The organism is Klenkia soli (genome assembly GCF_900103975.1).
GTDB lineage: Bacteria > Actinomycetota > Actinomycetes > Mycobacteriales > Geodermatophilaceae > Klenkia > Klenkia soli.
Window position 1 is genome coordinate 144,010 of sequence record NZ_FNIR01000012.1, and the last position, 21,301, is coordinate 165,310.

General features: G+C 73.3%; 18 protein-coding genes. 6 read left to right on the top strand and 12 right to left on the bottom strand.

The window, feature by feature from the left end; all coding sequences use genetic code 11:
- Nucleotides 1-11 precede the first annotated feature (11 nt).
- The 5 genes from BLS67_RS18605 to BLS67_RS24810 form a co-directional block, all read right to left on the bottom strand.
- Entirely contained in the window at nucleotides 12-356 is a 345-nt protein-coding gene (locus BLS67_RS18605; RefSeq protein ID WP_091247980.1) for a Rieske (2Fe-2S) protein, read from the bottom strand.
- A complete protein-coding gene (sufD, locus tag BLS67_RS18610; RefSeq protein WP_091247983.1) occupies nucleotides 353-1,690 on the bottom strand; it encodes a Fe-S cluster assembly protein SufD in 1,338 nt (445 codons plus the stop codon). Before sufD ends, BLS67_RS18605 begins: the two co-directional genes overlap by 4 nt.
- Nucleotides 1,690-3,126 (bottom strand): Fe-S cluster assembly protein SufB, encoded by a 1,437-nt coding sequence (gene sufB, locus BLS67_RS18615; protein WP_091247985.1) that lies wholly within the window; start codon nucleotides 3,124-3,126, stop codon nucleotides 1,690-1,692. The genes sufD and sufB overlap by 1 nt, the downstream gene beginning before the upstream one ends.
- Entirely contained in the window at nucleotides 3,123-3,911 is a 789-nt protein-coding gene (locus BLS67_RS18620) for a helix-turn-helix transcriptional regulator (protein WP_242654192.1), read from the bottom strand. The genes sufB and BLS67_RS18620 overlap by 4 nt, the downstream gene beginning before the upstream one ends.
- Nucleotides 3,912-3,974: 63 nt before the next feature.
- Nucleotides 3,975-6,419, bottom strand: a complete 2,445-nt coding sequence (locus BLS67_RS24810; RefSeq protein WP_278247148.1) for an ATP-dependent Clp protease ATP-binding subunit — start codon at nucleotides 6,417-6,419, stop codon at nucleotides 3,975-3,977.
- A 150-nt stretch (nucleotides 6,420-6,569) separates the two neighbouring features.
- Between BLS67_RS24810 and BLS67_RS18630 the strand changes: the two genes are divergently transcribed.
- Complete coding sequence (locus BLS67_RS18630) at nucleotides 6,570-7,481, top strand: COX15/CtaA family protein (protein WP_165617658.1); 912 nt, start codon at nucleotides 6,570-6,572, stop codon at nucleotides 7,479-7,481.
- A 165-nt stretch (nucleotides 7,482-7,646) separates the two neighbouring features.
- On the opposite strand, the gene BLS67_RS18635 is transcribed toward BLS67_RS18630, so the two are convergent.
- A complete protein-coding gene (locus tag BLS67_RS18635) occupies nucleotides 7,647-8,564 on the bottom strand; it encodes a heme o synthase (RefSeq protein ID WP_091247994.1) in 918 nt (305 codons plus the stop codon).
- A gap of 208 nt (nucleotides 8,565-8,772) precedes the next feature.
- On the opposite strand from BLS67_RS18635, the gene tkt reads away from it, so the two are divergent.
- The 5 genes from tkt to pgl all read left to right on the top strand — a co-directional run bounded on the left by tkt (nucleotide 8,773) and on the right by pgl (nucleotide 15,583).
- Entirely contained in the window at nucleotides 8,773-10,986 is a 2,214-nt protein-coding gene (gene tkt, locus BLS67_RS18640; protein ID WP_091247997.1) for a transketolase, read from the top strand.
- A gap of 13 nt (nucleotides 10,987-10,999) precedes the next feature.
- A complete protein-coding gene (tal, locus tag BLS67_RS18645; RefSeq protein ID WP_091248000.1) occupies nucleotides 11,000-12,103 on the top strand; it encodes a transaldolase in 1,104 nt (367 codons plus the stop codon).
- A gap of 87 nt (nucleotides 12,104-12,190) precedes the next feature.
- Entirely contained in the window at nucleotides 12,191-13,708 is a 1,518-nt protein-coding gene (gene zwf / locus BLS67_RS18650) for a glucose-6-phosphate dehydrogenase (protein WP_091248001.1), read from the top strand.
- 43 nt (nucleotides 13,709-13,751) lie between these two features.
- Complete coding sequence (locus BLS67_RS18655) at nucleotides 13,752-14,852, top strand: glucose-6-phosphate dehydrogenase assembly protein OpcA (RefSeq protein WP_091248020.1); 1,101 nt, start codon at nucleotides 13,752-13,754, stop codon at nucleotides 14,850-14,852.
- A complete protein-coding gene (gene pgl, locus BLS67_RS18660; RefSeq protein WP_091248026.1) occupies nucleotides 14,849-15,583 on the top strand; it encodes a 6-phosphogluconolactonase in 735 nt (244 codons plus the stop codon). Before BLS67_RS18655 ends, pgl begins: the two co-directional genes overlap by 4 nt.
- Before the next feature lie 64 nt (nucleotides 15,584-15,647).
- Here pgl and BLS67_RS18665 read toward each other — a convergent pair whose 3' ends face one another.
- The 6 genes from BLS67_RS18665 to gap form a co-directional block, all read right to left on the bottom strand.
- Nucleotides 15,648-16,049, bottom strand: coding sequence for an RNA polymerase-binding protein RbpA (locus BLS67_RS18665; protein ID WP_479723816.1), 402 nt, complete (start codon nucleotides 16,047-16,049; stop codon nucleotides 15,648-15,650).
- Nucleotides 16,050-16,124: 75 nt separating this feature from the next.
- Nucleotides 16,125-16,358, bottom strand: coding sequence for a preprotein translocase subunit SecG (secG, locus tag BLS67_RS18670; RefSeq protein ID WP_278247149.1), 234 nt, complete (start codon nucleotides 16,356-16,358; stop codon nucleotides 16,125-16,127).
- A gap of 51 nt (nucleotides 16,359-16,409) precedes the next feature.
- On the bottom strand, nucleotides 16,410-18,149 hold the full coding sequence (locus BLS67_RS18675) for an ABC transporter substrate-binding protein (RefSeq protein WP_242654194.1): 1,740 nt from the start codon (nucleotides 18,147-18,149) through the stop codon (nucleotides 16,410-16,412).
- Between the two features lie 43 nt (nucleotides 18,150-18,192).
- Nucleotides 18,193-19,002: a triose-phosphate isomerase gene (tpiA, locus tag BLS67_RS18680; RefSeq protein WP_091248035.1), complete on the bottom strand. Its 810-nt coding sequence runs from the start codon at nucleotides 19,000-19,002 to the stop codon at nucleotides 18,193-18,195.
- Nucleotides 19,002-20,210 carry a phosphoglycerate kinase gene (locus BLS67_RS18685; protein WP_207500723.1) on the bottom strand — a complete coding sequence of 403 codons (1,209 nt, stop codon included), beginning with the start codon at nucleotides 20,208-20,210 and terminating at the stop codon, nucleotides 19,002-19,004. Before BLS67_RS18685 ends, tpiA begins: the two co-directional genes overlap by 1 nt.
- A 2-nt stretch (nucleotides 20,211-20,212) precedes the next feature.
- Nucleotides 20,213-21,214 (bottom strand): type I glyceraldehyde-3-phosphate dehydrogenase, encoded by a 1,002-nt coding sequence (gap, locus tag BLS67_RS18690; RefSeq protein WP_091248038.1) that lies wholly within the window; start codon nucleotides 21,212-21,214, stop codon nucleotides 20,213-20,215.
- Nucleotides 21,215-21,301: the final 87 nt, after the last annotated feature.

A 21,301-nucleotide genomic window follows, 5' to 3' on the forward strand; every position in this document is an offset into this window, starting at 1 on the left:
GGTGTGCCTCTCTACTTCTCGGCCGCGGAGGTGTCGACGAGGACGTCGACGTAGATGTCGTCGCCCTCGACGCGGACCGGGTGGGTGGTGACCGGCTTGTTCGCCGGCAGGTTGGTGGGTGCACCGCTGCGCAGGTCGAAGCACGACCCGTGCCAGGTGCACTCGATGGTGGGGACGCCGTCGACGAGCTCGACGTCGCCGTCGGACAGCGGGTAGTCCTGGTGGGAGCACAGGTCGGTCAGCGCGTAGACCTCGCCGTCCCACCGGGCCACGACCAGCTCGAGATCGCCGACGGAGACCGGGAGGGCCTCGCCGTCGGCGACGTCGGAGAGCCCGCAGACCCGCTGGTAGCTCATGCCGGCTGCAGCTCCGACTCGACCTCGACGTCCTGCTCCTCGAGGCCCGGCAGGGCCCCCAGCCGCTGCTCGATGGTGCCCATCAGGCGGTCGGCCAGCTCGGGGACGGCGATCTTCTGCACCACGTCGGCGAAGAAGCCGCGCACGACCAGGCGACGGGCGGTCTCGGCGTCGATGCCGCGGGAGCAGAGGTAGAACAGCTGCTCGTCGTCGAACCGGCCGGTGGCGCTGGCGTGGCCGGCGCTGACGATCTCGCCGGTCTCGATCTCCAGGTTGGGCACCGAGTCGGCGCGGGCACCGTCGGTGAGCACCAGGTTGCGGTTGAGCTCGTAGGTCTCGGTGCCGGTCGCCGCGGGGCGGATGCGGACGTCGCCGACCCACACCGTGTGCGCCTGCTCGCCCTGCAGCGCGCCCTTGTAGACCACGTTGCTGGTGCAGTTGGGCGTGGAGTGGTCGACCCAGAGCCGGTGCTCCTGGTGCTGGGTCTCGTCGGCGAAGTACACGCCCGAGAGCTCGGCGGTGCCGCCGGGCCCCGTGTAGTGCACGTTGCTGACCAGGCGGACCAGGTCGCCGCCCAGGGTGACCACGGCCTGGCGGAAGGTGGCGTCGCGGCCGACGACGGCGTCGTACTGCCCGCCGTGCGCGGTGCCCGGGGCCCACTCCTGCACGCTGACCAGCTCGACGTGCGCGCCGTCGCCGACCAGCACGACCACGCCACCGGAGTACTTCGCCTCGCCGGAGTGGTCCAGGACGATCGTCGCCGCAGCGTGGCGGCCGACCTCGACCACGGTCTGGCCCCAGACGACGTCGGCGGACCCGGTGCCGCGCAGCGACAGCGTGACCGGGCGGTCCAGCTGCGCCTCGGCGGGGATCCGGACGACGGTGGCGCCCCCGGCGTTCACCCGGGTCAGGGCCGCCAGCCGGTCGACCGGCTCGGGCAGCCCGGCGAGCAGCGGGTCGTCGGCGCCGACGGTGGTCAGCTCGACGCCGTCGGGCAGGTCGGTGGTCAGCTCCAGCCGGGCGTCGGACCCGGCGCCCTCGAGCAGCGGGCGGACCCGCTTCATCGGGGTGAAGCGCCACTGCTCCTCGCGGCCCGTGACGACGGCGAAGTCGTCGGGGTCGGCGGAGGAGAACCGCTCGGCCGGCGAGCCGGTCGGGGTCGGGCCGCCGTGGCTGTGCGAGCCCGGCCCGGCACCGGCGGTGCCGGTGTCGGACGCGGGGGTGGTCGGCGGACCGGCCTGCGCGCCGACGCCGGGGGCGAACAGCTCGCTGGCCAGCGCGGCGGACTCGGCCGGCCCGGCGATCGTGTCGGGGGTGTCAGTGTTCTCCGGCATCAGCCGACGGCACCTTCCATCTGCAGCTCGATCAGGCGGTTGAGCTCGAGGGCGTACTCCATCGGCAGCTCCCGGGCGATCGGCTCGACGAAGCCGCGCACGACCATCGCCATCGCCTCGTCCTCGGACAGACCGCGGCTCATCAGGTAGAAGAGCTGGTCCTCGCTGACCCGGGAGACCGTGGCCTCGTGGCCCATGGACACGTCGTCCTCGCGGACGTCGACGTAGGGGTAGGTGTCGGAGCGGCTGATCGTGTCGACCAGCAGCGCGTCGCACTTCACCGTGGAGCGGGAGCCGTGGGCACCCTCGTCGACCTGCACCAGGCCCCGGTAGGAGGTCCGGCCGCCGCCGCGGGCGACGGACTTGCTGATGATGTTCGACGAGGTGTGCGGGGCGGCGTGCACCATCTTGGCGCCGGCGTCCTGGTGCTGGCCCTCGCCGGCGAAGGCGATGGAGAGCACCTCGCCCTTGGCGTGCTCACCGGTCATCCACACGGCCGGGTACTTCATCGTCACCTTGGAGCCGATGTTGCCGTCGACCCACTCCATGGTCGCGCCCTCGTGGGCCACGGCCCGCTTGGTGACCAGGTTGTAGACGTTGTTCGACCAGTTCTGGATGGTCGTGTACCGGCAGCGCGCGTTCTTCTTGACGATGATCTCGACGACCGCGGAGTGCAGGGAGTCCGACTTGTAGATCGGTGCGGTGCAGCCCTCGACGTAGTGCACGTAGGCGCCCTCGTCGATGATCATCAGGGTGCGCTCGAACTGGCCCATGTTCTCGGTGTTGATCCGGAAGTAGGCCTGCAGCGGGATCTCCACGTTGACGCCCGGGGGCACGTAGATGAAGGAGCCGCCGGACCACACCGCGGTGTTCAGCGCGGAGAACTTGTTGTCCCCCGACGGGATGACCGAGCCGAAGTACTCGCGGAAGAGCTCCTCGTGCTCGCGCAGCGCGGTGTCGGTGTCCAGGAACAGGACGCCCTGCTCCTCGAGGTCCTCGCGGATCTGGTGGTAGACGACCTCGGACTCGTACTGGGCGGCGACACCGGAGACCAGCCGCTGCTTCTCGGCCTCGGGGATGCCCAGCTTGTCGTAGGTGCTCTTGATGTCGGCCGGGAGGTCGTCCCAGGTCGCGGCCTGCTTCTCGGTCGACTTCACGAAGTACTTGATGTTGTCGAAGTCGATGCCGGACAGGTCGGAACCCCAGTCGGGCATGGGCTTCTTGCCGAACAGCTTGAGGGCCTTGAGGCGGCGGTCGAGCATCCACTCCGGCTCGTTCTTGCGCCGGGAGATGTCGCGCACGACCTCCTCGTTGATGCCGCGGCGGGCCGAGGCACCGGCGACGTCGGCGTCCGCCCAGCCGTACTTGTAGCGGCCGAGCTGGTCGATCTGCTCGTCCTGGGTCAGGGGGGTGACCGGCTGCTCTGTGGTGGTCATGCGGATGTCCTCTCCCGGGCGGTCTGACGGGTGTGGCTCGGTGCGGGGGCGCGCTCCTGCAGTACAGGTCGCGGACCGCGGGTCGTGTTCCCGGCCGGGGGCCGACCGGGGATGTGTGTGGTGCAGATCCCGTCGCCGTGGGCGATGGTCGCCAGGCGCTGCACGTGGGTGCCGACCAGCCGGCCGATGACCGCGGTCTCGGCCTCGCACAGCTGCGGGAACTCCGCGGCGACGTGCGCGACCGGGCAGTGGTGCTGGCACAGCTGCCCGCCGCTGGAGATCGCCGAGGCCGAGGCAGCGTAGCCCTCGGCCGTCAGCGCCTCGGCGAGCACCTGGGCGCGGTCGGCCGGCTGGTCGCCGGCCGTGCTCCCGGCCCGCTCGACGGCGTCGGAGCAGCGCTGCTCCAGGCCGGCCAGCTGCTGCTCGGCGACGTCGCGGACCGCGTCGGCCCCGCCGTGGAGCGCGACGAACCGGAGCGCGGTGAGCGCCAGGTCGTCGTAGGCGTGCGGGAAGCCCGCGCGGCCGGCGTCGGTGAGCACGAAGTGCCGGGCCGGGCGGCCCCGGCCGCGGACGGACCCGGGCAGGGCCCGCTCGGCGACGCGACCCTCGGCGACCAGGGAGTCCAGGTGCCGACGGACGGCGGCCGGCGAGACCCCGAGCCGGGCGGCCAGCTCGGTGGCGGTCTGCGCGCCGTGCTCGAGCAGCAGACCGGTCACGCGGTCGCGGGTGCGCCCGTCGTCGGCCGGGGCCGACGAGCGGGCGGACTGCTCCGCGGGGATTTGCACAACACGAGTGTGCGCTATTTCCCGGGGCCCGCAAGCAAGGTCGCCCTAACCCGAACGCCCCGGTCAGGCCGCGACCGGCTCCCCCACCGGCGCCTCGACGGCTCCCTCCACCGCGAGGTCCAGCTCGCCGTCGACGACGCCCACCCGCAGCCGTCCGCCCGCGGCGAGGGCACCGTCGAGGACCAGGCGCGAGACCGGGTTGTCGACCGAGCGCTGGATCGCCCGCCGCAGCGGACGGGCGCCGAACTCCGGCTCGTGCCCCCGCTGCGCCAACCAGCGCACCGCGTCGGCGGAGAACTCCACCGCGATGCCCTGGGCGGTCAGCCGGTCGCGGGTGCCCGCCAGCAGCAGCTCGGTGATCTCGGCGAGCTGCTCGGTCTCCAGCGGCCGGAAGACCACGATCTCGTCGATCCGGTTGAGGAACTCGGGGCGGAAGGAGTCCTTCAGCCGGCGCAGCAGCGCCGTCCGCAGGCCGTCGTCGCGCGACCGGGTGCTGCTGCCGAACCCCAGCGGCTCGCGGTTGCCGGCCACCAGGTCCGAGCCCAGGTTGCTGGTCATCACCACGACCGTGTTGCGGAAGTCGACGGTGCGGCCCCGGGAGTCGGTCAGCCGACCGTCGTCGAGCACCTGCAGGAGGGTGTGGAAGACGTCGGGGTGCGCCTTCTCGACCTCGTCGAGCAGCACGACCGAGTACGGACGCCGCCGCACGGCCTCGGTGAGCTGGCCGGCGTCCTCGTACCCGACGTAGCCGGGCGGCGAGCCGATCAGGCGGGAGACCGTGTGGCGCTCCTGGTACTCGCTCATGTCCAGCCGCACCATCAGGTCCTCGTCGCCGAACAGCGCCTCGGCGAGGGCCTTGGCCAGCTCGGTCTTGCCGACGCCGGTGGGGCCCAGGAACAGGAAGCTGCCGATCGGGCGGTCCGGGTCGCCCAGGCCCACCCGGGAGCGGCGCACGGCCTCGGCGACGACCTCGACGGCGTCGTCCTGCCCGACGACCCGCCGGTGCAGCAGGTCCTCCAGCCGCAGCAGCCGTTCGCGGTCGGCCTCGGTGAGCTGGGCGACCGGGATGCCGGTCGCCCGGCTGAGCACCTCGGCGACGTCGTCCACGGTGACCTCCGGGACGGCGTCGCCCGCCTGCGCCAGCTGCTGCTGGGCCGCCACGACCTGGTCGCGCAGCTCCGAGGCGCGCTCGTACTGCTCCGCGGCGACGGCGGCGTCCTTCTCCGCGGTCAGCCGGGCGACCTGCTGCTCGAGCCCGGCCCGGTCCGCCGTGGGCGCGCCGGCGCGGCGGCGACGGCGGGCACCGGCCTGGTCGACCAGGTCGATGGCCTTGTCCGGCAGCCGGCGGTCGCCGAGGTACCGGTCGGACAGCTCGACGGCGGCGACCAGCGCCTCGTCGGTGAACCGCACGTGGTGGTGGTCCTCGTAGCGCTCCCGCAGGCCGTGCAGGATCGCGACGGCGTCGGCCGTCGAGGGCTCGGCGACGTGCACCGGCTGGAACCGGCGCTCGAGGGCCGGGTCGGCCTCGATGCCGCGGCGGTACTCGTCCAGGGTGGTCGCGCCGATCAGGTGCAGCTCGCCGCGGGCCAGGGCCGGCTTGAGCATGTCGGCGGCCCCGGCGGAGCCCTGCGCGGCGCCGGCACCCACGACGGTGTGCAGCTCGTCGACGAACAGCAGCACCTCGTCGGCGTGCGCGCGCACCTCGGCGATCACCGCGGTCATCCGCTCCTCGAAGTCGCCGCGGTGCTTGGTGCCGGCGACCATCGCGGTCAGGTCCAGCTCGACCACCCGTCGGCCGCGGAGGACGTCGGGGACCTCGTCGCCCACGACCAGCTGCGCGATGCCCTCGACGACGGCGGTCTTGCCCACCCCGGCCTCGCCGATCAGCACCGGGTTGTTCTTGGTCCGCCGGGCCAGCACGTCGACGGTCTGCTCGATCTCCGCGGCCCGACCGATCACCGGGTCCAGCTGCCCGTCGCGGGCGGCCTGGGTGAGGTCCCGGCCGTACCGGTCGAGGGTGGGGGTCGAGCTGGACGGCTCGGCCGGTCCCTGCTCGGCGGCCAGCTGCAGGGTCTGCGGGGTCACCCCGAGCTCGGCCAGCCGGCGGCCGGCCGCGGACTCCGGCCGGGCCGACAGCGCGAGGAGCAGGTGCTCGGGGCCGATGGCCGGCGAGCCGAAGGCGCGGGAGATCTGGTGGGCCTCCCGCAGCGCCCGCTCGGCGCCCGGGCCGAGCGGGGGTGCGCTGTCGCGGACGGCGCCGCCGTCGAGCCCGGCGGCCAGGTCGGTGCGCAGCAGGTCGGGGTCCGCGCCGCTGCGGGTCAGCAGCGTGCGGGTGGGCTCCACCGCGGCCAGCGCCCAGAGCAGGTGGGCGGTGTCCAGGGCGGGGGCTCCCCAGCCGGCGGCCTGCCGGGTCGCCTCGGTGACGGCGGCACGGGCCTGGTCGGTCAGCAGGGCGGTCACGTCGGGGCGGCGGCGGGCGGTGGGGTCGGTGTCGAACGGAGTGGTCACGCGTGCACCTCTCGGGTGTCGGGGCTGCACCGTCGCCGGCGCCGCGGACCGGTGTGTCCGCTGCCCCGTCCAGCGCCCGGGCCGGGCCCGGTCTTCCGGCCGGCCCTACGCCCACGGCGAACGACCCCGACGGCCACCTACGCTGGACCGGTGCCGGTCTCCTCTGCCGTCGTCCGCCGCGTGGCGCTCGCCAACGCCGTCGCCAACGGCCTCATCGTCGTCACCGGCGGCGCCGTCCGGCTGACCGGTTCCGGTCTGGGCTGCCCGACCTGGCCCGAGTGCACCGACGGGTCGATCACCCCGACCCCCGAGCTCGCCGGCCACGGGCTGATCGAGTTCGGCAACCGGCTGCTCACCTTCGCGCTGGCCGTGATCGCGATCGCCACCGTCGTGGTGGTCTGGCGGTCGGCCCGCCGCGAGCTCCGGCGGTGGGCGGTCGGCAGCTTCCTGGGCATCCCGGCGCAGGCCCTGCTCGGCGGGGTCACGGTGCTCACCGGGCTCAACCCGTGGACCGTCGCCGCCCACTTCCTCGTGTCGATGGTGCTGGTCGCGGTCGCCACCACCCTGTGGCTGCGCTCCCGCGAGCCGGGCGTCGGCCAGCTGCTGGTCCGCCGTCCCATCGCGCTGCTGGTCACCGGCATCGCGGTCGCGGTGGGCGCCGTCCAGGTCTTCGGCACCGTCGTCACCGGGTCGGGCCCGCACTCGGGCGACCCCGCCGCCGGGCGCACCGGCTTCGACCCCGAGCTGGTCAGCCAGCTGCACGCCGACGTCGTGTTCCTGCTCATCGGGCTGACCGTCGCGCTGCTGGTGGCCCTGTACGCCACCGACTCCCCCGGCCGGGTGCGCCGGGCCGCCCGCGACCTGCTGGTCGTGGAGCTGGCCCAGGGCGTGATCGGCTACGTGCAGTACTTCACCGGGCTGCCGATCGTGCTGGTCCTGCTGCACATGGCCGGCGCCGTCCTCATCACCGCGTTCACCGCGCGCCTGCTCTGGGCGGTCCGCGGCCCCCGCACCGAGGCCGACGTCGAACCCCCCGCCGAGGCCTTCGCCACCACCCGCTGACCCCGGACCGCCTGCGACGGTGCCGCGCTGCTCGTCGACCGCCGGCCGGGCGCAGCAGCCGGGACGGCAGACGCCCGGTGCTGATCGGATCACCCGCAGCGGCTCGGCGACCGCCGGGGACGGCCGCTGGCCGCGGTGCGATCCGGAGGATCGCCATGCGCACCGTCAGACGAGGACGTCGACGACCAGGGCGATGGACAGCAGGGTCATGTAGGTGATGGACACCGAGAACAGCCGCATCGGCCGGTCGGCGCCCCCACCGCGGATGCGGCCCAGCCAGGCGTGCGTCTCGTAGACGTACCAGGCACCCAGGGCGAGGACGGGGACGCCGGAGATCCAGCCCAGCCCCGGGGTGACCGGCACCATCAGGGCGGAGACGGCCAGCGTGCCCCACGCCCACGCGGCGGACTGCCGGCCGACGGTGACCGGACCGGCCACCACCGACAGCATGGGGACGCCGGCGCGGAAGTAGTCGTAGCGGTACCTGCTGGCCAGGGCCCAGAAGTGCGGCATCTGCCAGCAGAAGACGATGCCGAAGAACACCACGGCCGGCCAGGCCAGCGACCCGGTGACCGCGGCCCAGCCGATGAGCACCGGGGCGGCACCCGGCAGGCCGCCGAACACGGTGTTGTGGTGGGTGCGGCGCTTGAGCACCATCGTGTAGAAGACCGAGTAGGCCAGCATCGCGACGGCGGCCAGGGCCGTGGCCAGCGGCGTGGTGAACACACCCAGCACGACCAGCGACACCCAGGCGAGCAGGACGCCGAAGATCAGCGCGGACCGCGGGGCGATGACGCCGGTGACGATCGGCCGGTCGCGGGTGCGGGACATGATCCGGTCGATGTCGCGGTCGTACCAGCAGTTGATGGTGTTCGCGGCGCCCGCGGCGAGCATGCCGCCGACCAGCGTGGCCACCACCAGGCCGGTGCCCGGCCAGCCGCCCGCGGCCAGCATCATCGCCGGGAGGGTGGTCACCAGCAGCAGCTCGACCAGCTTGGGCTTGGTCAGCGAGACGTAGGCACCGACCAGCGCCGGGAGCGGGGTACGCCGGCCGACGGCACGCCGTTCGGCGATCGCGGTCACGGGCAGATCCACACCATTCAGACCGGGGCGGGCGGAGGTCCGGCCCACTGTAGCCCCGCGACCGTGGGGAAGACCTCCCTACCACTAGGGTTCGCCACGTTGATGGTGCGCGCCTCGCGGGTAGTGCCCAGGTCGGCAACGACGACGACCGGCAGTCACCCCGGCATCGCCCCCGACCCACGACCTATCCCGAGGGAGCACCCGCCAGATGGCAGACCAGAGCACCGAGTCCGAAGCACCGGCCGAGGCCGCGACCGACAGCCCCACCGGTTCGCCCGCCCAGCCGACCCAGACCCTCCCCGAGGGCTTCACCGAGCTGGACCGCCGGGCCATCGACACCGCCCGCGTGCTGGCCATGGACGCCGTCCAGAAGGTCGGCAACGGCCACCCCGGCACGGCGATGAGCCTGGCCCCGCTGGCCTACCTGCTGTTCCAGAAGTGGATCAAGCACGACCCGTCCGACCCGAACTGGGTGGCCCGCGACCGCTTCGTGCTCTCCCCCGGGCACACCGCGCTGACCCTCTACACCCAGCTCTACTTCTCGGGCTACGGCCTGGAGCTCGACGACCTGAAGGCGCTGCGCACCTGGGGCTCGAAGACCCCCGGCCACCCCGAGGTCGGCCACACCACCGGCGTCGAGACCACCACCGGTCCGCTGGGCCAGGGCGTCGGCAACGCGGTGGGCATGGCCATGGCCGCCCGTCGCGAGCGCGGCATCTGGGACCCCGCCACCGCCGCCGGCGACGAGAGCCTGTTCGACCACACCATCTGGGCGATCGCCTCCGACGGCGACCTCGAGGAGGGCATCTCCAGCGAGGCGTCCTCCCTGGCCGGCACCCAGCAGCTGGGCAACCTGGTCCTGGTCTACGACGACAACAAGATCTCGATCGAGGACGACACCACGATCGCGTTCACCGAGGACGTCGCGAAGCGCTACGAGGCCTACGGCTGGCACGTGCAGCACGTGTCCGACGGCGAGGACCTCGCTGCGGTCGACGCCGCCCTGGCCGCGGCCAAGGCCGAGACCGGCCGCCCCTCCCTGGTCGTGCTCCGCACGATCATCGGCTGGCCCTCCCCGAACAAGCAGAACACCGGCGCCGCCCACGGATCGGCCCTCGGCGACGACGAGGTGGCCGCCACCAAGCGCGTGCTGGGCTTCGACCCCGAGCAGACCTTCGAGGTCTCCGACGAGGTCATCGCGCACACCCGCACGGTCATCGAGCGCGGGCGGGCCGCCCGGGCCGAGTGGCAGCCGCGCTTCGACGCGTGGCAGGCCGCGAACGCCGACCAGGCCGCACTGTTCGACCGCATGCGCACCCGCACCCTGCCCGAGGGCTGGGCCGACGCGCTGCCCACCTTCGACGCCGACCCCAAGGGCATGGCCACCCGCAAGGCCTCGGGCGCCGTCCTGGCCGCGATCTACCCCGAGCTCCCCGAGCTGTGGGGCGGGTCGGCCGACCTGGCCGAGTCCAACAACACCGCCGTCGAGGGCGAGCCGTCGTTCCTGCCGACCAGCCGGCAGACCAAGACGTGGAGCGGTGGGCCCTTCGGCCGCACGCTGCACTTCGGCATCCGCGAGCACGCCATGGGCTCGATCATGAACGGCATCGCCCTGCACGGCGGCACCCGCGTGTACGGCGGCACGTTCCTGACGTTCTCCGACTACATGCGCCCCGCCGTCCGGCTCGCCGCCCTGATGCAGCTCCCGGTCACCTACGTCTGGACCCACGACTCCATCGGCCTGGGCGAGGACGGCCCGACGCACCAGCCGATCGAGCACCTGGCCGCGCTGCGCGCGATCATCGGCCTGGACGTCGTCCGCCCCGCGGACGCCAACGAGACCGCCGTCGCCTGGCGCACCATCCTCGAGCACAGCGACCGACCGGCCGGGATCATCCTGTCCCGGCAGAACCTCCCGGTCGTCGACCGCACCGAGTTCGCCTCGGCCGAGGGCACCGCGAAGGGCGCCTACGTCCTGGCCGAGGCCAGCACCGGCACCCCCGAGGTCATCCTCATGAGCACCGGCTCCGAGGTGCAGATCGCCGTCGCCGCCCGCGAGCAGCTCGAGGCCGCCGGCACGCCCACCCGGGTCGTGTCGGTCCCCTGCCAGGAGTGGTTCGCCGAGCAGGACCAGAGCTACCGCGACGAGGTCTTCCCGCCGGCGGTCAAGGCCCGGGTCAGCATCGAGGCGGCCATCGCCATGGGCTGGCGCGACTTCGTCGGCGACGCCGGCCGGATCATCGGGCTGGACCACTACGGCGCCAGCGCCGCGTACACCAAGCTCTACGAGGAGTTCGGCCTGACCGCCGAGGCGGTCGTGGCCGCGGCCCGCGAGAGCATCCAGGCCGCGTCCTCGGGTGCCGGCCTCGCCGCAGGCGGCGACGTCGTCGGCGGCCTCACCCAGCGCACCGGCGACCAGTAAGGAAGGCAGCACCATGACCCAGAACGAGAACCTCGCGAGCCTGTCGAAGGCCGGCGTCGCCGTGTGGCTGGACGACCTGTCCCGCGACCGGATCCGCAGCGGCAACCTGCAGCAGCTCGTCGACGACCACTCCGTCGTCGGCGTGACCACCAATCCCTCGATCTTCGCGGCCGCGATCAGCGGTTCGGAGTCCTACGACGACCAGCTGCACGCCATGGCCGTCCGCGGGGTCTCCGTCGAGGAGGCGCTGCGCACCATCACCGCCGCCGACGTCCGCGACGCCTGCGACCTGCTCGCGCCGGTCGCGGCCAGCACCGGCCGCGACGGCCGCGTCTCCCTCGAGGTCGCCCCCGGGCTGGCCCACGAGACCGACGCGACCGCCGCCGAGGCCGCCCACCTGTGGTGGCTGGTCGACCGGCCGAACCTGTTCATCAAGATCCCGGCCACCGTCGAGGGCCTGCCGGCCATCACCGAGACGATCGCCAACGGCATCAGCGTCAACGTCACCCTGATCTTCAGCCTCGACCGCTACAAGGCCGTCATGGAGGCCTACGTCGCGGGCCTGGAGAAGCGCGCCGAGGACCCCGAGGCCGGCTTCGAGGGCATCGAGAGCGTGGCGTCGTTCTTCGTGTCCCGCGTGGACACCGAGATCGACAAGCGGCTGGACGACGCCGGCGCCGACGCCTCGCTCAAGGGCAAGGCCGGCATCGCCAACGCCCAGCTGGCCTACCAGGCCTACGAGGAGGTCTTCTCCTCCGACCGCTGGGCGGCGCTGGAGGCCCGGGGCGCGAGCAAGCAGCGCCCGCTGTGGGCCTCGACCGGGGTCAAGAACCCCGACTACAGCGACACGATGTACCTCTCCGAGCTGGTCGCCCCCGACACCGTGAACACGATGCCGGAGAAGACCATGCAGGCCTTCGCCGACCACGGTCAGGTCGGCCGCCCGATCACCGAGGTCTACGCCGAGGCCGCCGCGGTCATGCAGTCGGTGACCGACGCCGGCATCGACCTGGACGACGTGTTCGCCGTCCTCGAGACCGAGGGCGTGCAGAAGTTCAACGACGCCTGGGATGAACTCTCGACGTCGGTGGCCGAACAGCTCCGTGACAAGAAGTAAGGACAAGCGCTAGCAGAGCTGGGGGCCGGCGCACCGCCGCGTCGGCCCCCGGTTGTCCCCCGCACACCCACAGCACCTGAGGGACGGATGACCACCAACCCGTTGCGCGACCCGAGGGACCGGCGGTTGCCCCGGGTCCCCGAACCCTGCGCCCTCGTCGTCTTCGGCATCACCGGCGACCTGGCGCGCAAGAAGCTGCTCCCCGCGGTGTACGACCTGGCCAACCGCGGTCTGCTCCCGACCAACTTCGCGCTGCTGGGCTTCGCCCGTCGCGACTGGGACGACGTCGACTTCGCCGAGCTCTCCCGCACCGCCGCCCGCGAGCACGCCCGCACCCCGTGGCGCGAGGAGGTCTGGGAGCGGCTGTCGAACTCCGTCCGGTTCATCCAGGGCTCCTTCGACGACGACGACGCCTTCGACGAGCTGGCCCGCACCCTCGGCGAGCTCGAGGGCAGCCACGGCATCGGCGGCAACGCGGCGTTCTACCTGTCCATCCCGCCCAGCATGTTCCCCGTCGTCCTCAAGCAGATGCAGCGCACCGGCATGGCCGAGAGCACCCCCGAGCGCTGGCGACGGGTGGTCGTCGAGAAGCCGTTCGGCACCGACCTGCCCTCCAGCCGTGAGCTCAACGGCCTGGTCGACTCGGTGTTCGGCGCCGACGACGTCTTCCGCATCGACCACTACCTGGGCAAGGAGACGGTGCAGAACCTGCTGGCCCTGCGCTTCGCCAACACCCTGTTCGAGCCGGTCTGGAACTCCGCCCACGTCGACTCCGTGCAGATCACCATGGCCGAGGACGTCGGCATCGGTGGCCGCGCCGAGTTCTACGAGCGCACCGGTGCCGCCCGCGACGTCCTGCAGAACCACCTGCTCCAGCTGCTGGCGCTGACCGCCATGGAGGAGCCGGTCGAGTTCTCGGCCGAGGAGATCCGCACCGAGAAGCTCAAGGTGCTGCGGGCCATCTCGGTGCCGAAGGACATGGCACGGTTCGCCGTCCGCGGGCAGTACGAGCAGGGCTGGCTGGCCGGGCAGCGCGCCCAGGGCTACCGGCAGGAGGACAAGGTCGCCGACGACTCGCGCACCGAGACCTACGCCGCGGTCCGCCTCGGCGTCGAGACCCGCCGCTGGGCCGGCGTCCCGTTCTACCTGCGCACCGGCAAGCGGTTGCCCCGCCGGGTCACCGAGATCGCGCTGTCGTTCCGCAAGGCGCCGCACCTGCCCTTCGCGCCGACCGACACCGAGGAGCTCGGTCACAACCAGCTCGTCGTGCGGGTCCAGCCCGACGAGGGGGTCACCCTCAAGTTCGGGTCGAAGGTCCCGGGCAGCGTCATGGAGGTCCGCGACGTGTCGATGGACTTCCTCTACGGCGAGCAGTTCACCGAGGCCTCGCCCGAGGCCTACGAGCGGCTGCTGCTCGACGTCCTGCTGGGCGACGCGACGCTGTTCCCCCGCAACGCCGAGGTCGAGGCCTCCTGGGCGGTCATCGACCCGCTGGAGGAGTACTGGGCCAGCACCACCCCGTTCTCGTACCGGGCCGGCGAGTGGGGGCCCCGCGCCGCCGACGAGATGCTGGCATCCGAGGGTCGGGCGTGGCGCCGACCGTGACGACATCCTGCGACCCATCCCGCCGATCCCCGGAGGACCCGAAGTGAGCACGTTGTGGGACACCAACGGCTCGGCGATCGTGAAGGAGCTGACCGAGCAGCGCCGCACCGGCGGTGCGGTGATGAGCGGCGTCGCGCTGACCCTCGTGGTCATCGCCGACGAGGACCGCGTCGTCGAGGCCGAGGCCGCGGCGGCCGCCGCGGCCGAGGTGCACCCCTGCCGGTTGCTGGTCGTGGTCCGTCGTCAGGTCGAGGCACCCAGCCCGCGGTTGGACGCCGAGGTCATCATCGGCGGCCGGCTCGGGCCCGGTGAGGCCGTCGTCATGCGCATGTACGGCCGTCTCGGGCTGCACGCCGAGTCCGTCGTCCTCCCCCTGCTCGCCGCCGACGCGCCGGTGGTCACCTGGTGGTTCGACGCCGCACCCGACCGCATCGAGACCGACGCCCTGGGCGTGATCGCCAACCGGCGGGTCACCGACAGCCTCATGGCCGCCGACGGCGTCGCCGCCCTCCGCCGCCGGGCCGAGGACTTCGCCCCCGGCGACACCGACCTGGCCTGGACCCGCAGCACCCCCTGGCGCTCGACGTTGGCCTCCACCCTCGACGCCGTGGTCGGTCGTCGCGGCGGGGCGGTCCAGGTGCTCGGCGGCCAGGTGGTCGGCGATCCCGAGAACCCGACCGCGCAGCTGGTGGCCGGCTGGATCAGCGCCCGCTGCGGCTGCTCGGTCACCGTCGAGGCCGGCCAGCGCAGCACCGGCTCCAAGGGCATCGACACCGTCGTGCTGACCCTCGACCAGGACGAGGAGGTCCGGCTGACCGACGACCGCAAGGGCGGCGCCGTCATCAGCCAGCCCTACCGGCCCGACGCGACGGTCGCCCTGCCCAAGCGCACCCTCGGCGAGCTGATCGGCGAGGAGATGAAGCGGCTGGACAACGACGAGCCCTACCGCGAGGCCCTCGAGGCCGCCACCGGCGTCACCGGTCTCGCCGACCGCGCACCCGTGCGCGAGCACGTGTGGTTCGACCCGATGCGGCCCGCGCCGGCGGCGCCGGACGTACCCGCGGACTCGGTCGAGGACGACGAGGTCGCGGAGACCGGCCCCGGGGACGACGACGGCGGCGACGACTCGCCGGAGCAGGGGTGACCGCCCCCGAGGTGGTCGTCCGGCCCGACGCCGACGACCTGGCCGCCACGGTGGCCCGCGAGCTGGTGGCCCGGTTGACCGCCGCGCAGGCCGAGCACGGCACCGCCTCGGTGGTGCTGACCGGCGGCGGCATCGGCACGGCCGTGCTGCGCGCGGTGGCCGCCGACGGCGGCGACCTCGACTGGACCCGGGTCGACGTCTGGTGGGGTGACGAGCGCTGGGTGCCCGCAGCCGACGACGACCGGAACGAGAAGGGCGCCCGCGAGGCACTGCTGGACGTCGTCGGCGTCCCCGCCGACCGGGTGCACCCCATCCCGGCGTCGGACGCCGGGTTCGCCGAGCCCGAGGACGCCGCGGCGGCCTACGCGGCCGAGCTGACCCGGGTAGGGGACGGTGCGCTCCCGCGGATCGACGTCCTGCTGCTCGGGGTCGGCCCCGAGGGGCACGTGGCCTCGATCTTCCCGGACTCCCCCGCGGTCGACGACCCGCGCCCGGTGGTCGCCGTGCGCGACTGCCCCAAGCCACCGCCCACCCGGGTGAGCCTGGGCTACGGGGTCATCACCGGCGCCGAGGAGGTCTGGCTGCTGGTCTCCGGCGAGGGCAAGGCCGAGGCCGTCGCGCGTGCGCTGTCCGGCCGCGAGACCGCGACGACGCTGCCGGCGGCCGGTGCGGTCGGCCGCACCGCGACCCGCTGGCTGCTCGACGCCGAGGCCGCCTCGCAGCTGACCTGACCTGCTGGAACGGCCCCGTGGCCGCCCCCGGCCCGCGCGGGTCGGGGGGCGACAGGGCCGTTCGTCAGGCTCCGCGGCGGGCGCGGAGCTTGGTGAGGGCCTCCTCGAGGAGGGCGTCGCCGTCGGCGTCGGTGCGCCGCTCGCGGACGTAGGCCAGGTGGGTCTTGTAGGGCTCGTTGCGCGGCGGCGGGGGCGGGTTCTGCTCGTCCTGACCGGCCGGCAACCCGCAGCGCGGGCAGTCCCACGTCTCGGGTACCTCGACGTCGTGCGCGAAGGCGATCGCGGTGTCGTGCCGCCTGGCGCACCAGAAGACCACCCGCACCCGCGGCGCCGACTCGCCGCGCTCGGACTCACCCATCGGACCAGCCCCGACCCGGCTGCCCCGGATCGCGCTCCCACCAGCCACGTGCGCTCCCACCCTCGACGTTCCCCGACCGAACCCCCGCGGGGCAGAGTCTAGGCGCACCCAGGTGACGCCCAGGTCACGATCCCGGGACGAATCCGCTGGTCAGATGGGTATCGCGCGACCAGATCGCGAGCGTCAGACCTTGAGGAGGATGCCGAGGCCGATGATGCAGACGGCCCAGATGACCGCGGTGAACACCGTGAGCCGGTTGAGGTTCTTCTCCACGACCGACGACCCGGACAGCGACGACGACGCGGCGCCGCCGAACATCGACGAGAGCCCGCCGCCCTTGCCGCGGTGCAGCAGGATCAGCACGATCAGCAGCAGGCTGGTCAGCGTCAGCAGCACGTTCAGGACGATCTCGATCACGGGTTCTCCAAGCAGTACGGGCAGCCGACGGACCAGCCTACGGGACGTCGCTCAGCCGTCGGCGACACCGGCGGTGGCCACGTCGTAGCCGTTGTAGGGCAGCATCACGACCCCGTTGTGCAACCGCTGACCGGCCAGCAGCTGCACCCGGTTCTCGACCAGCGGCACGAAGGCGTGCGTGGCCAGGGCGGTGTCGGCCACCGCCGCCCACGCCGCGACGTCCCCGGCACCGACGGCGGCGTCCACGGCGGCGTCCACCCCGGGGTCGGAGAGCAGGGCGTAGTTGGCGTTGCCGGCCCCGTCGCTGATCGACCGGCTGTCGACCAGCGGGACGAGGAAGGCGGCCGGCGTCGGGAGGTCCCTGGAGTAGTTGGCCAGCACCATGCCGTAGCCCCCGGTGGTGATCGCCGCCGGCGAGCCGATGCCCGCGGTGTAGTAGGTCGCCGCGGGCAGCGGGACGACGGTGACCACGATGCCCACCGCGGCGAACTGGTCGACGAGCGCCTGGGCGACGGCGAGGGTGGAGGGTACGTCGGGGGCGGCCATGGTGACGGGGAACCCGTCGGGCTGCCCGCAGGCGGCCAGGGCCTGGCGGGCGGCGTCCGGGTCGGCCGCCGGGTCCGGGTCGTCGGGCCCACCCGCCAGCGACCTCGGCCACAGCACCGAGCTCCGCACCGAGTCACCGGTCTCGGCCAGCGCCTCCTGGACGCCGGAGCGGTCCACCACCGCGGCGACCGCGGCCCGGCAGTCCGGCACGTCCATCGGGGCTACGGTCGTGGGCAGCGCGAGCAGGCGCACCGTGCCCGTGGTGAGCTCGTCGGCCCGGCCGGCCAGCCCGTCGTCGGCGCCGAACCGGGCGACCGTGGCCTCCTGCACCCCGCTCCCGGAGAGGTCGGCATCGGCGGACCCGGCCAGCAGCGCCTGGTCGCGGTCCAGACCGGTCAGCCCGGTGCGGACGACGACCTGGTCGGGCAGCGCCGTGCGCACGGGGTCGCTGTCGGCCGCCCAGGCGGGGTTGCGGTCCAGCACGATCCCGGTCTCGGGGTCCACCGAGGTGATCGCGTAGGGCCCGGACGAGATCGGGTCGGCGCCGTAGTCGGCGGCCGTGTCGTTCTCCGCGGGGACCGGGGACGCCGACGGCAGCGCCAGCACGAACGGGAAGTCCGGGTCCGCCCGGGACAGGGTGAACGTGATGGTGGTGTCGTCCGGGGTGGCGATGGTGCTCAGCCCCAGGCGGTCGGGCGACTCGTCCTGGTACGGCCCGGCGTAGAGGCTGTCGGGGTCGAGCAGGTCCAGCACGTAGTTCGGCCCGCCGCTGAGCACGTCGACGGCGAAGGACCGCTCGATGCCGTACTTGACGTCCCGGCTCGTGATCGGCCGGCCGGTCTCGAACGTGGCGCCCGGGCGGAGGGTGAAGGTCCAGGTGCGGCCGCCGTCCGGCGTCGTCCCCAGGTCGTTCGCCAGGTCGGGCACGAGCTGGTCGGTGCTGCCCGGGGTGCTGGAGTAGGTGACCAGAGTGCGGGTGTAGAGCCGCATGAGGTTCCAGACCGCCGGCAGGCTCGACCGCTGCGGGTCGAGGCTGTCCAGCTGCCCGGCGACCAGCCGGAGCGTGCCGCCGGTGGCGTCCGAGGGCGACCGGACGCCGTCCAGACCGCCGTCGGCGGTGCCGCCCACGGTGGGCACCGCGGTGTCCGCGGGGTCACCTCCGCTGCAGCCGGCCAGCAGCGCGGCCAGCACGAGCAGGACCAGGGCGGGGACGGCGGCGCGGGAGCGGCGCGGGTGGGGCCTCACGGGGGCGGCGGTCCTCCGGTGGGTGGGCCGCCGCCCCTGCGGGTCAGCGGCTCTCGGCTGCGGCGCGGCAGATGGAGACGAACTCGTCGGCGTCCAGGCTCGCGCCGCCCACCAGTGCCCCGTCCACGTCGGATCCGGCGAGGATGCCCGCGGTGTTGCCGGCCTTCACCGAACCCCCGTAGAGGATACGGACGACGTCGGCGGTCTCCGGCCCGAAACGCTCGGCGAGCCGGGCCCGGATCGCCCCGCACACCTCCTGCGCGTCGTCGGGGGTGGCCACCTCGCCGGTGCCGATCGCCCAGACCGGCTCGTAGGCGATCACGATGCCGGCCACGGTCGCTGCGTCGAGGCCCTCGAGCGCGGCGTCGAGCTGCGCGGTGGTGTACGGGACGTGCTCGCCGGCCTTGCGGACGTCGAGCCCCTCCCCCACGCACAGGATCGGCACCAGCTCGTGCTCGATCGCCTTGCGCACCTTGGCCGCCACGACCTCGTCGGTCTCGGCGTGCATCGCCCGCCGCTCGGAGTGGCCGACGACGACGTAGGTGCAGGCCAGCGCCTTCAGCTGCGCGCCGCTGACCTCACCGGTGTAGGCACCGGAGTCGGCGACGGAGAGGTCCTGCCCGCCGAAGCCGATCTCGATCTTGTCGCCCTGCACCAGCGTCTGCACGCTGCGGATCGCGGTGAACGGCGGGACGACGACGACCTCGGCCGCCTCCAGCTCGGGCTCCTTCAGGCCGAACGCGACCTTCTGGACCAGGCCGATGGCCTCCAGGTGGGTCAGGTTCATCTTCCAGTTGCCCGCGATGAGCGGGCGCCGGCCCTCGTACACCTTCCCGGACTTCGTGCGGGCCATCAGGCTGCCCCGTCCGCGAGGACGGCCAGCCCCGGGAGCTCGCGGCCCTCGAGGAACTCCAGGGACGCACCGCCCCCGGTGGAGATGTGCCCGTAGGCGTCCTCGTCCAGGCCCAGCTGCCGGACGGCGGCGGCCGAGTCGCCCCCGCCGACGACGGACAACCCGACGACGGCGGCGACGGCCTGGGCCACCCCGCGGGTGCCGTGGGTGAACGGGGCCAGCTCGAACACGCCCATCGGCCCGTTCCAGAACACCGTGTGCGCGTCGGCCAGGTGACCGGCGAACAGCTCGACGGTGTGCGGGCCGACGTCCAGGCCCTTGAGCCCGTCGGGGATGGACTGCACGGGCACGACCTTGACCTGGGCGTCGGCGACCAGCGCCTCGGCGCAGACCACGTCGACCGGCAGCACGATCTTGTCCCCGGCGTCGGCCAGCAGCCGGCGGCAGGTGTCGACCTGGTCGGCCTCGAGCAGCGAGTCGCCCACCCCGTGGCCCTGGGCCGCGAGGAAGGTGAAGCACATGCCGCCGCCGACCAGGAGCTTGTCGACGGTGGGCAGCAGCGACTCGATGACGGCCAGCTTGTCGCTGACCTTCGAGCCGCCGAGCACGACGACGTAGGGGCGCTCCGGCTCACCCGTCAGCCGGGTGAGCACCTCGAGCTCGCGGGCGACCAGCCGGCCGGCCGCGTGCGGGAGCCGGGTGGCGACGTCGTAGACCGAGGCGTGCCTGCGGTGCACGGCCCCGAAGGCGTCGTCCACGAACAGGTCGGCCAGCGCGGCGAACCGGTCGGCCAGCGCGCCCCGGGCGTCGTCGTCCTTGCTGGTCTCGGCCGCCTCGAAGCGGACGTTCTCCAGCAGGCAGACGTCGCCGTCGGAGAGGGCGGCGACCGCGGCCTGGGCGCCGGGGCCGGCGGTGTCGGCCGCCAGCGGCACCGGCACCTCCAGCAGCTCGGCCAGCCGGGCGGCGACCGGGGCCAGGGAGTACCGGTCGTCCGGCGCGCCCTTCGGCCGGCCCAGGTGCGCCGCGACGACGACGCGGGCCCCGGCGTCGCGGAGCGCCTGCAGGGTGGGCAGGCTGGCCCGGATCCGGCCGTCGTCGGTGATGATCCGCTCGCCGGTGGTGTCGTCGAGGGGCACGTTCAGGTCAGCGCGCAGGAACACGCGCTTCCCCCGGACCCCCTCGGCGATCAGCTCGTCGACGGTCCGCATGGTCAGAGCTTCGAGCCGACGAGCGAGGTGAGGTCGACGAGGCGGTTGGAGTAACCCCACTCGTTGTCGTACCAGCCGACGACCTTGACCTGGTCGCCGAAGACCTTGGTCAGGCCCGAGTCGTAGATGCACGACGCCGGGTCGGTGACGATGTCCGAGGAGACGATCGGGGCGTCGGTGTAGACCAGGTAGGGGGCCAGCGGGCCGTCGGCCGCGGCCTTGTAGGCGGCGTTGACCTCGTCGACGGTGACCTCGCGGGACAGCGTGACGGTGAGGTCGGTGGCCGAGCCGGTCGGGACCGGGACGCGCAGCGCGTAGCCGTCGAGCTTGCCCTTGAGCTCGGGGAGGACCAGGCCGATGGCCTTGGCCGCACCGGTCGAGGTGGGGACGATGTTCAGCGCGGCGGCGCGGGCGCGGCGGAGGTCCTTGTGCGGGCCGTCCTGCAGGTTCTGGTCGGCGGTGTAGGCGTGGATCGTGGTCATGAGACCGCGCTCGATGCCGAAGGCGTCGTTGAGCACCTTGGCCAGCGGGGCCAGGCAGTTCGTGGTGCAGGACGCGTTGCTGATGATGGTCTGCGAGCCGTCGTACAGCTCGTGGTTGGCGCCCATGACGATCGTGATGTCGTCGTCGGTGGCGGGCGCGGAGATGATGACCTTCTTTGCCCCGGCCTCGACGTGCTTGCGGGCGTCGGCGGCCTTGGTGAAGAAGCCGGTGGACTCGATGACCACGTCGACACCCAGGTCGCCCCAGGGCAGGTTGGCCGGGTCGCGCTCGGCGAGCGCGGTGATGGTCTTGCCGCCGACGACGATGCCGTCGGCGGTCGAGGAGACCTCCTCGGGGAACTTGCCGAGGACCGAGTCGTACTTGAGCAGGTGCGCGAGGACGTCGTTGCTCGTGAGGTCGTTGACCGCCACGATCTCGATGTCCTGGCCGCTGGCGGCGACCGCGCGGTAGAAGTTGCGGCCGATGCGACCGAACCCGTTGATGCCGACCCGTACCGTCACTGGGACCTCCGTGGGTGGAATGTGGTGGTGCTTCCCGGGGGTCGCGCAGGGCGCACGACACCGCCTCACCCCGAACCCTAGCGGCCC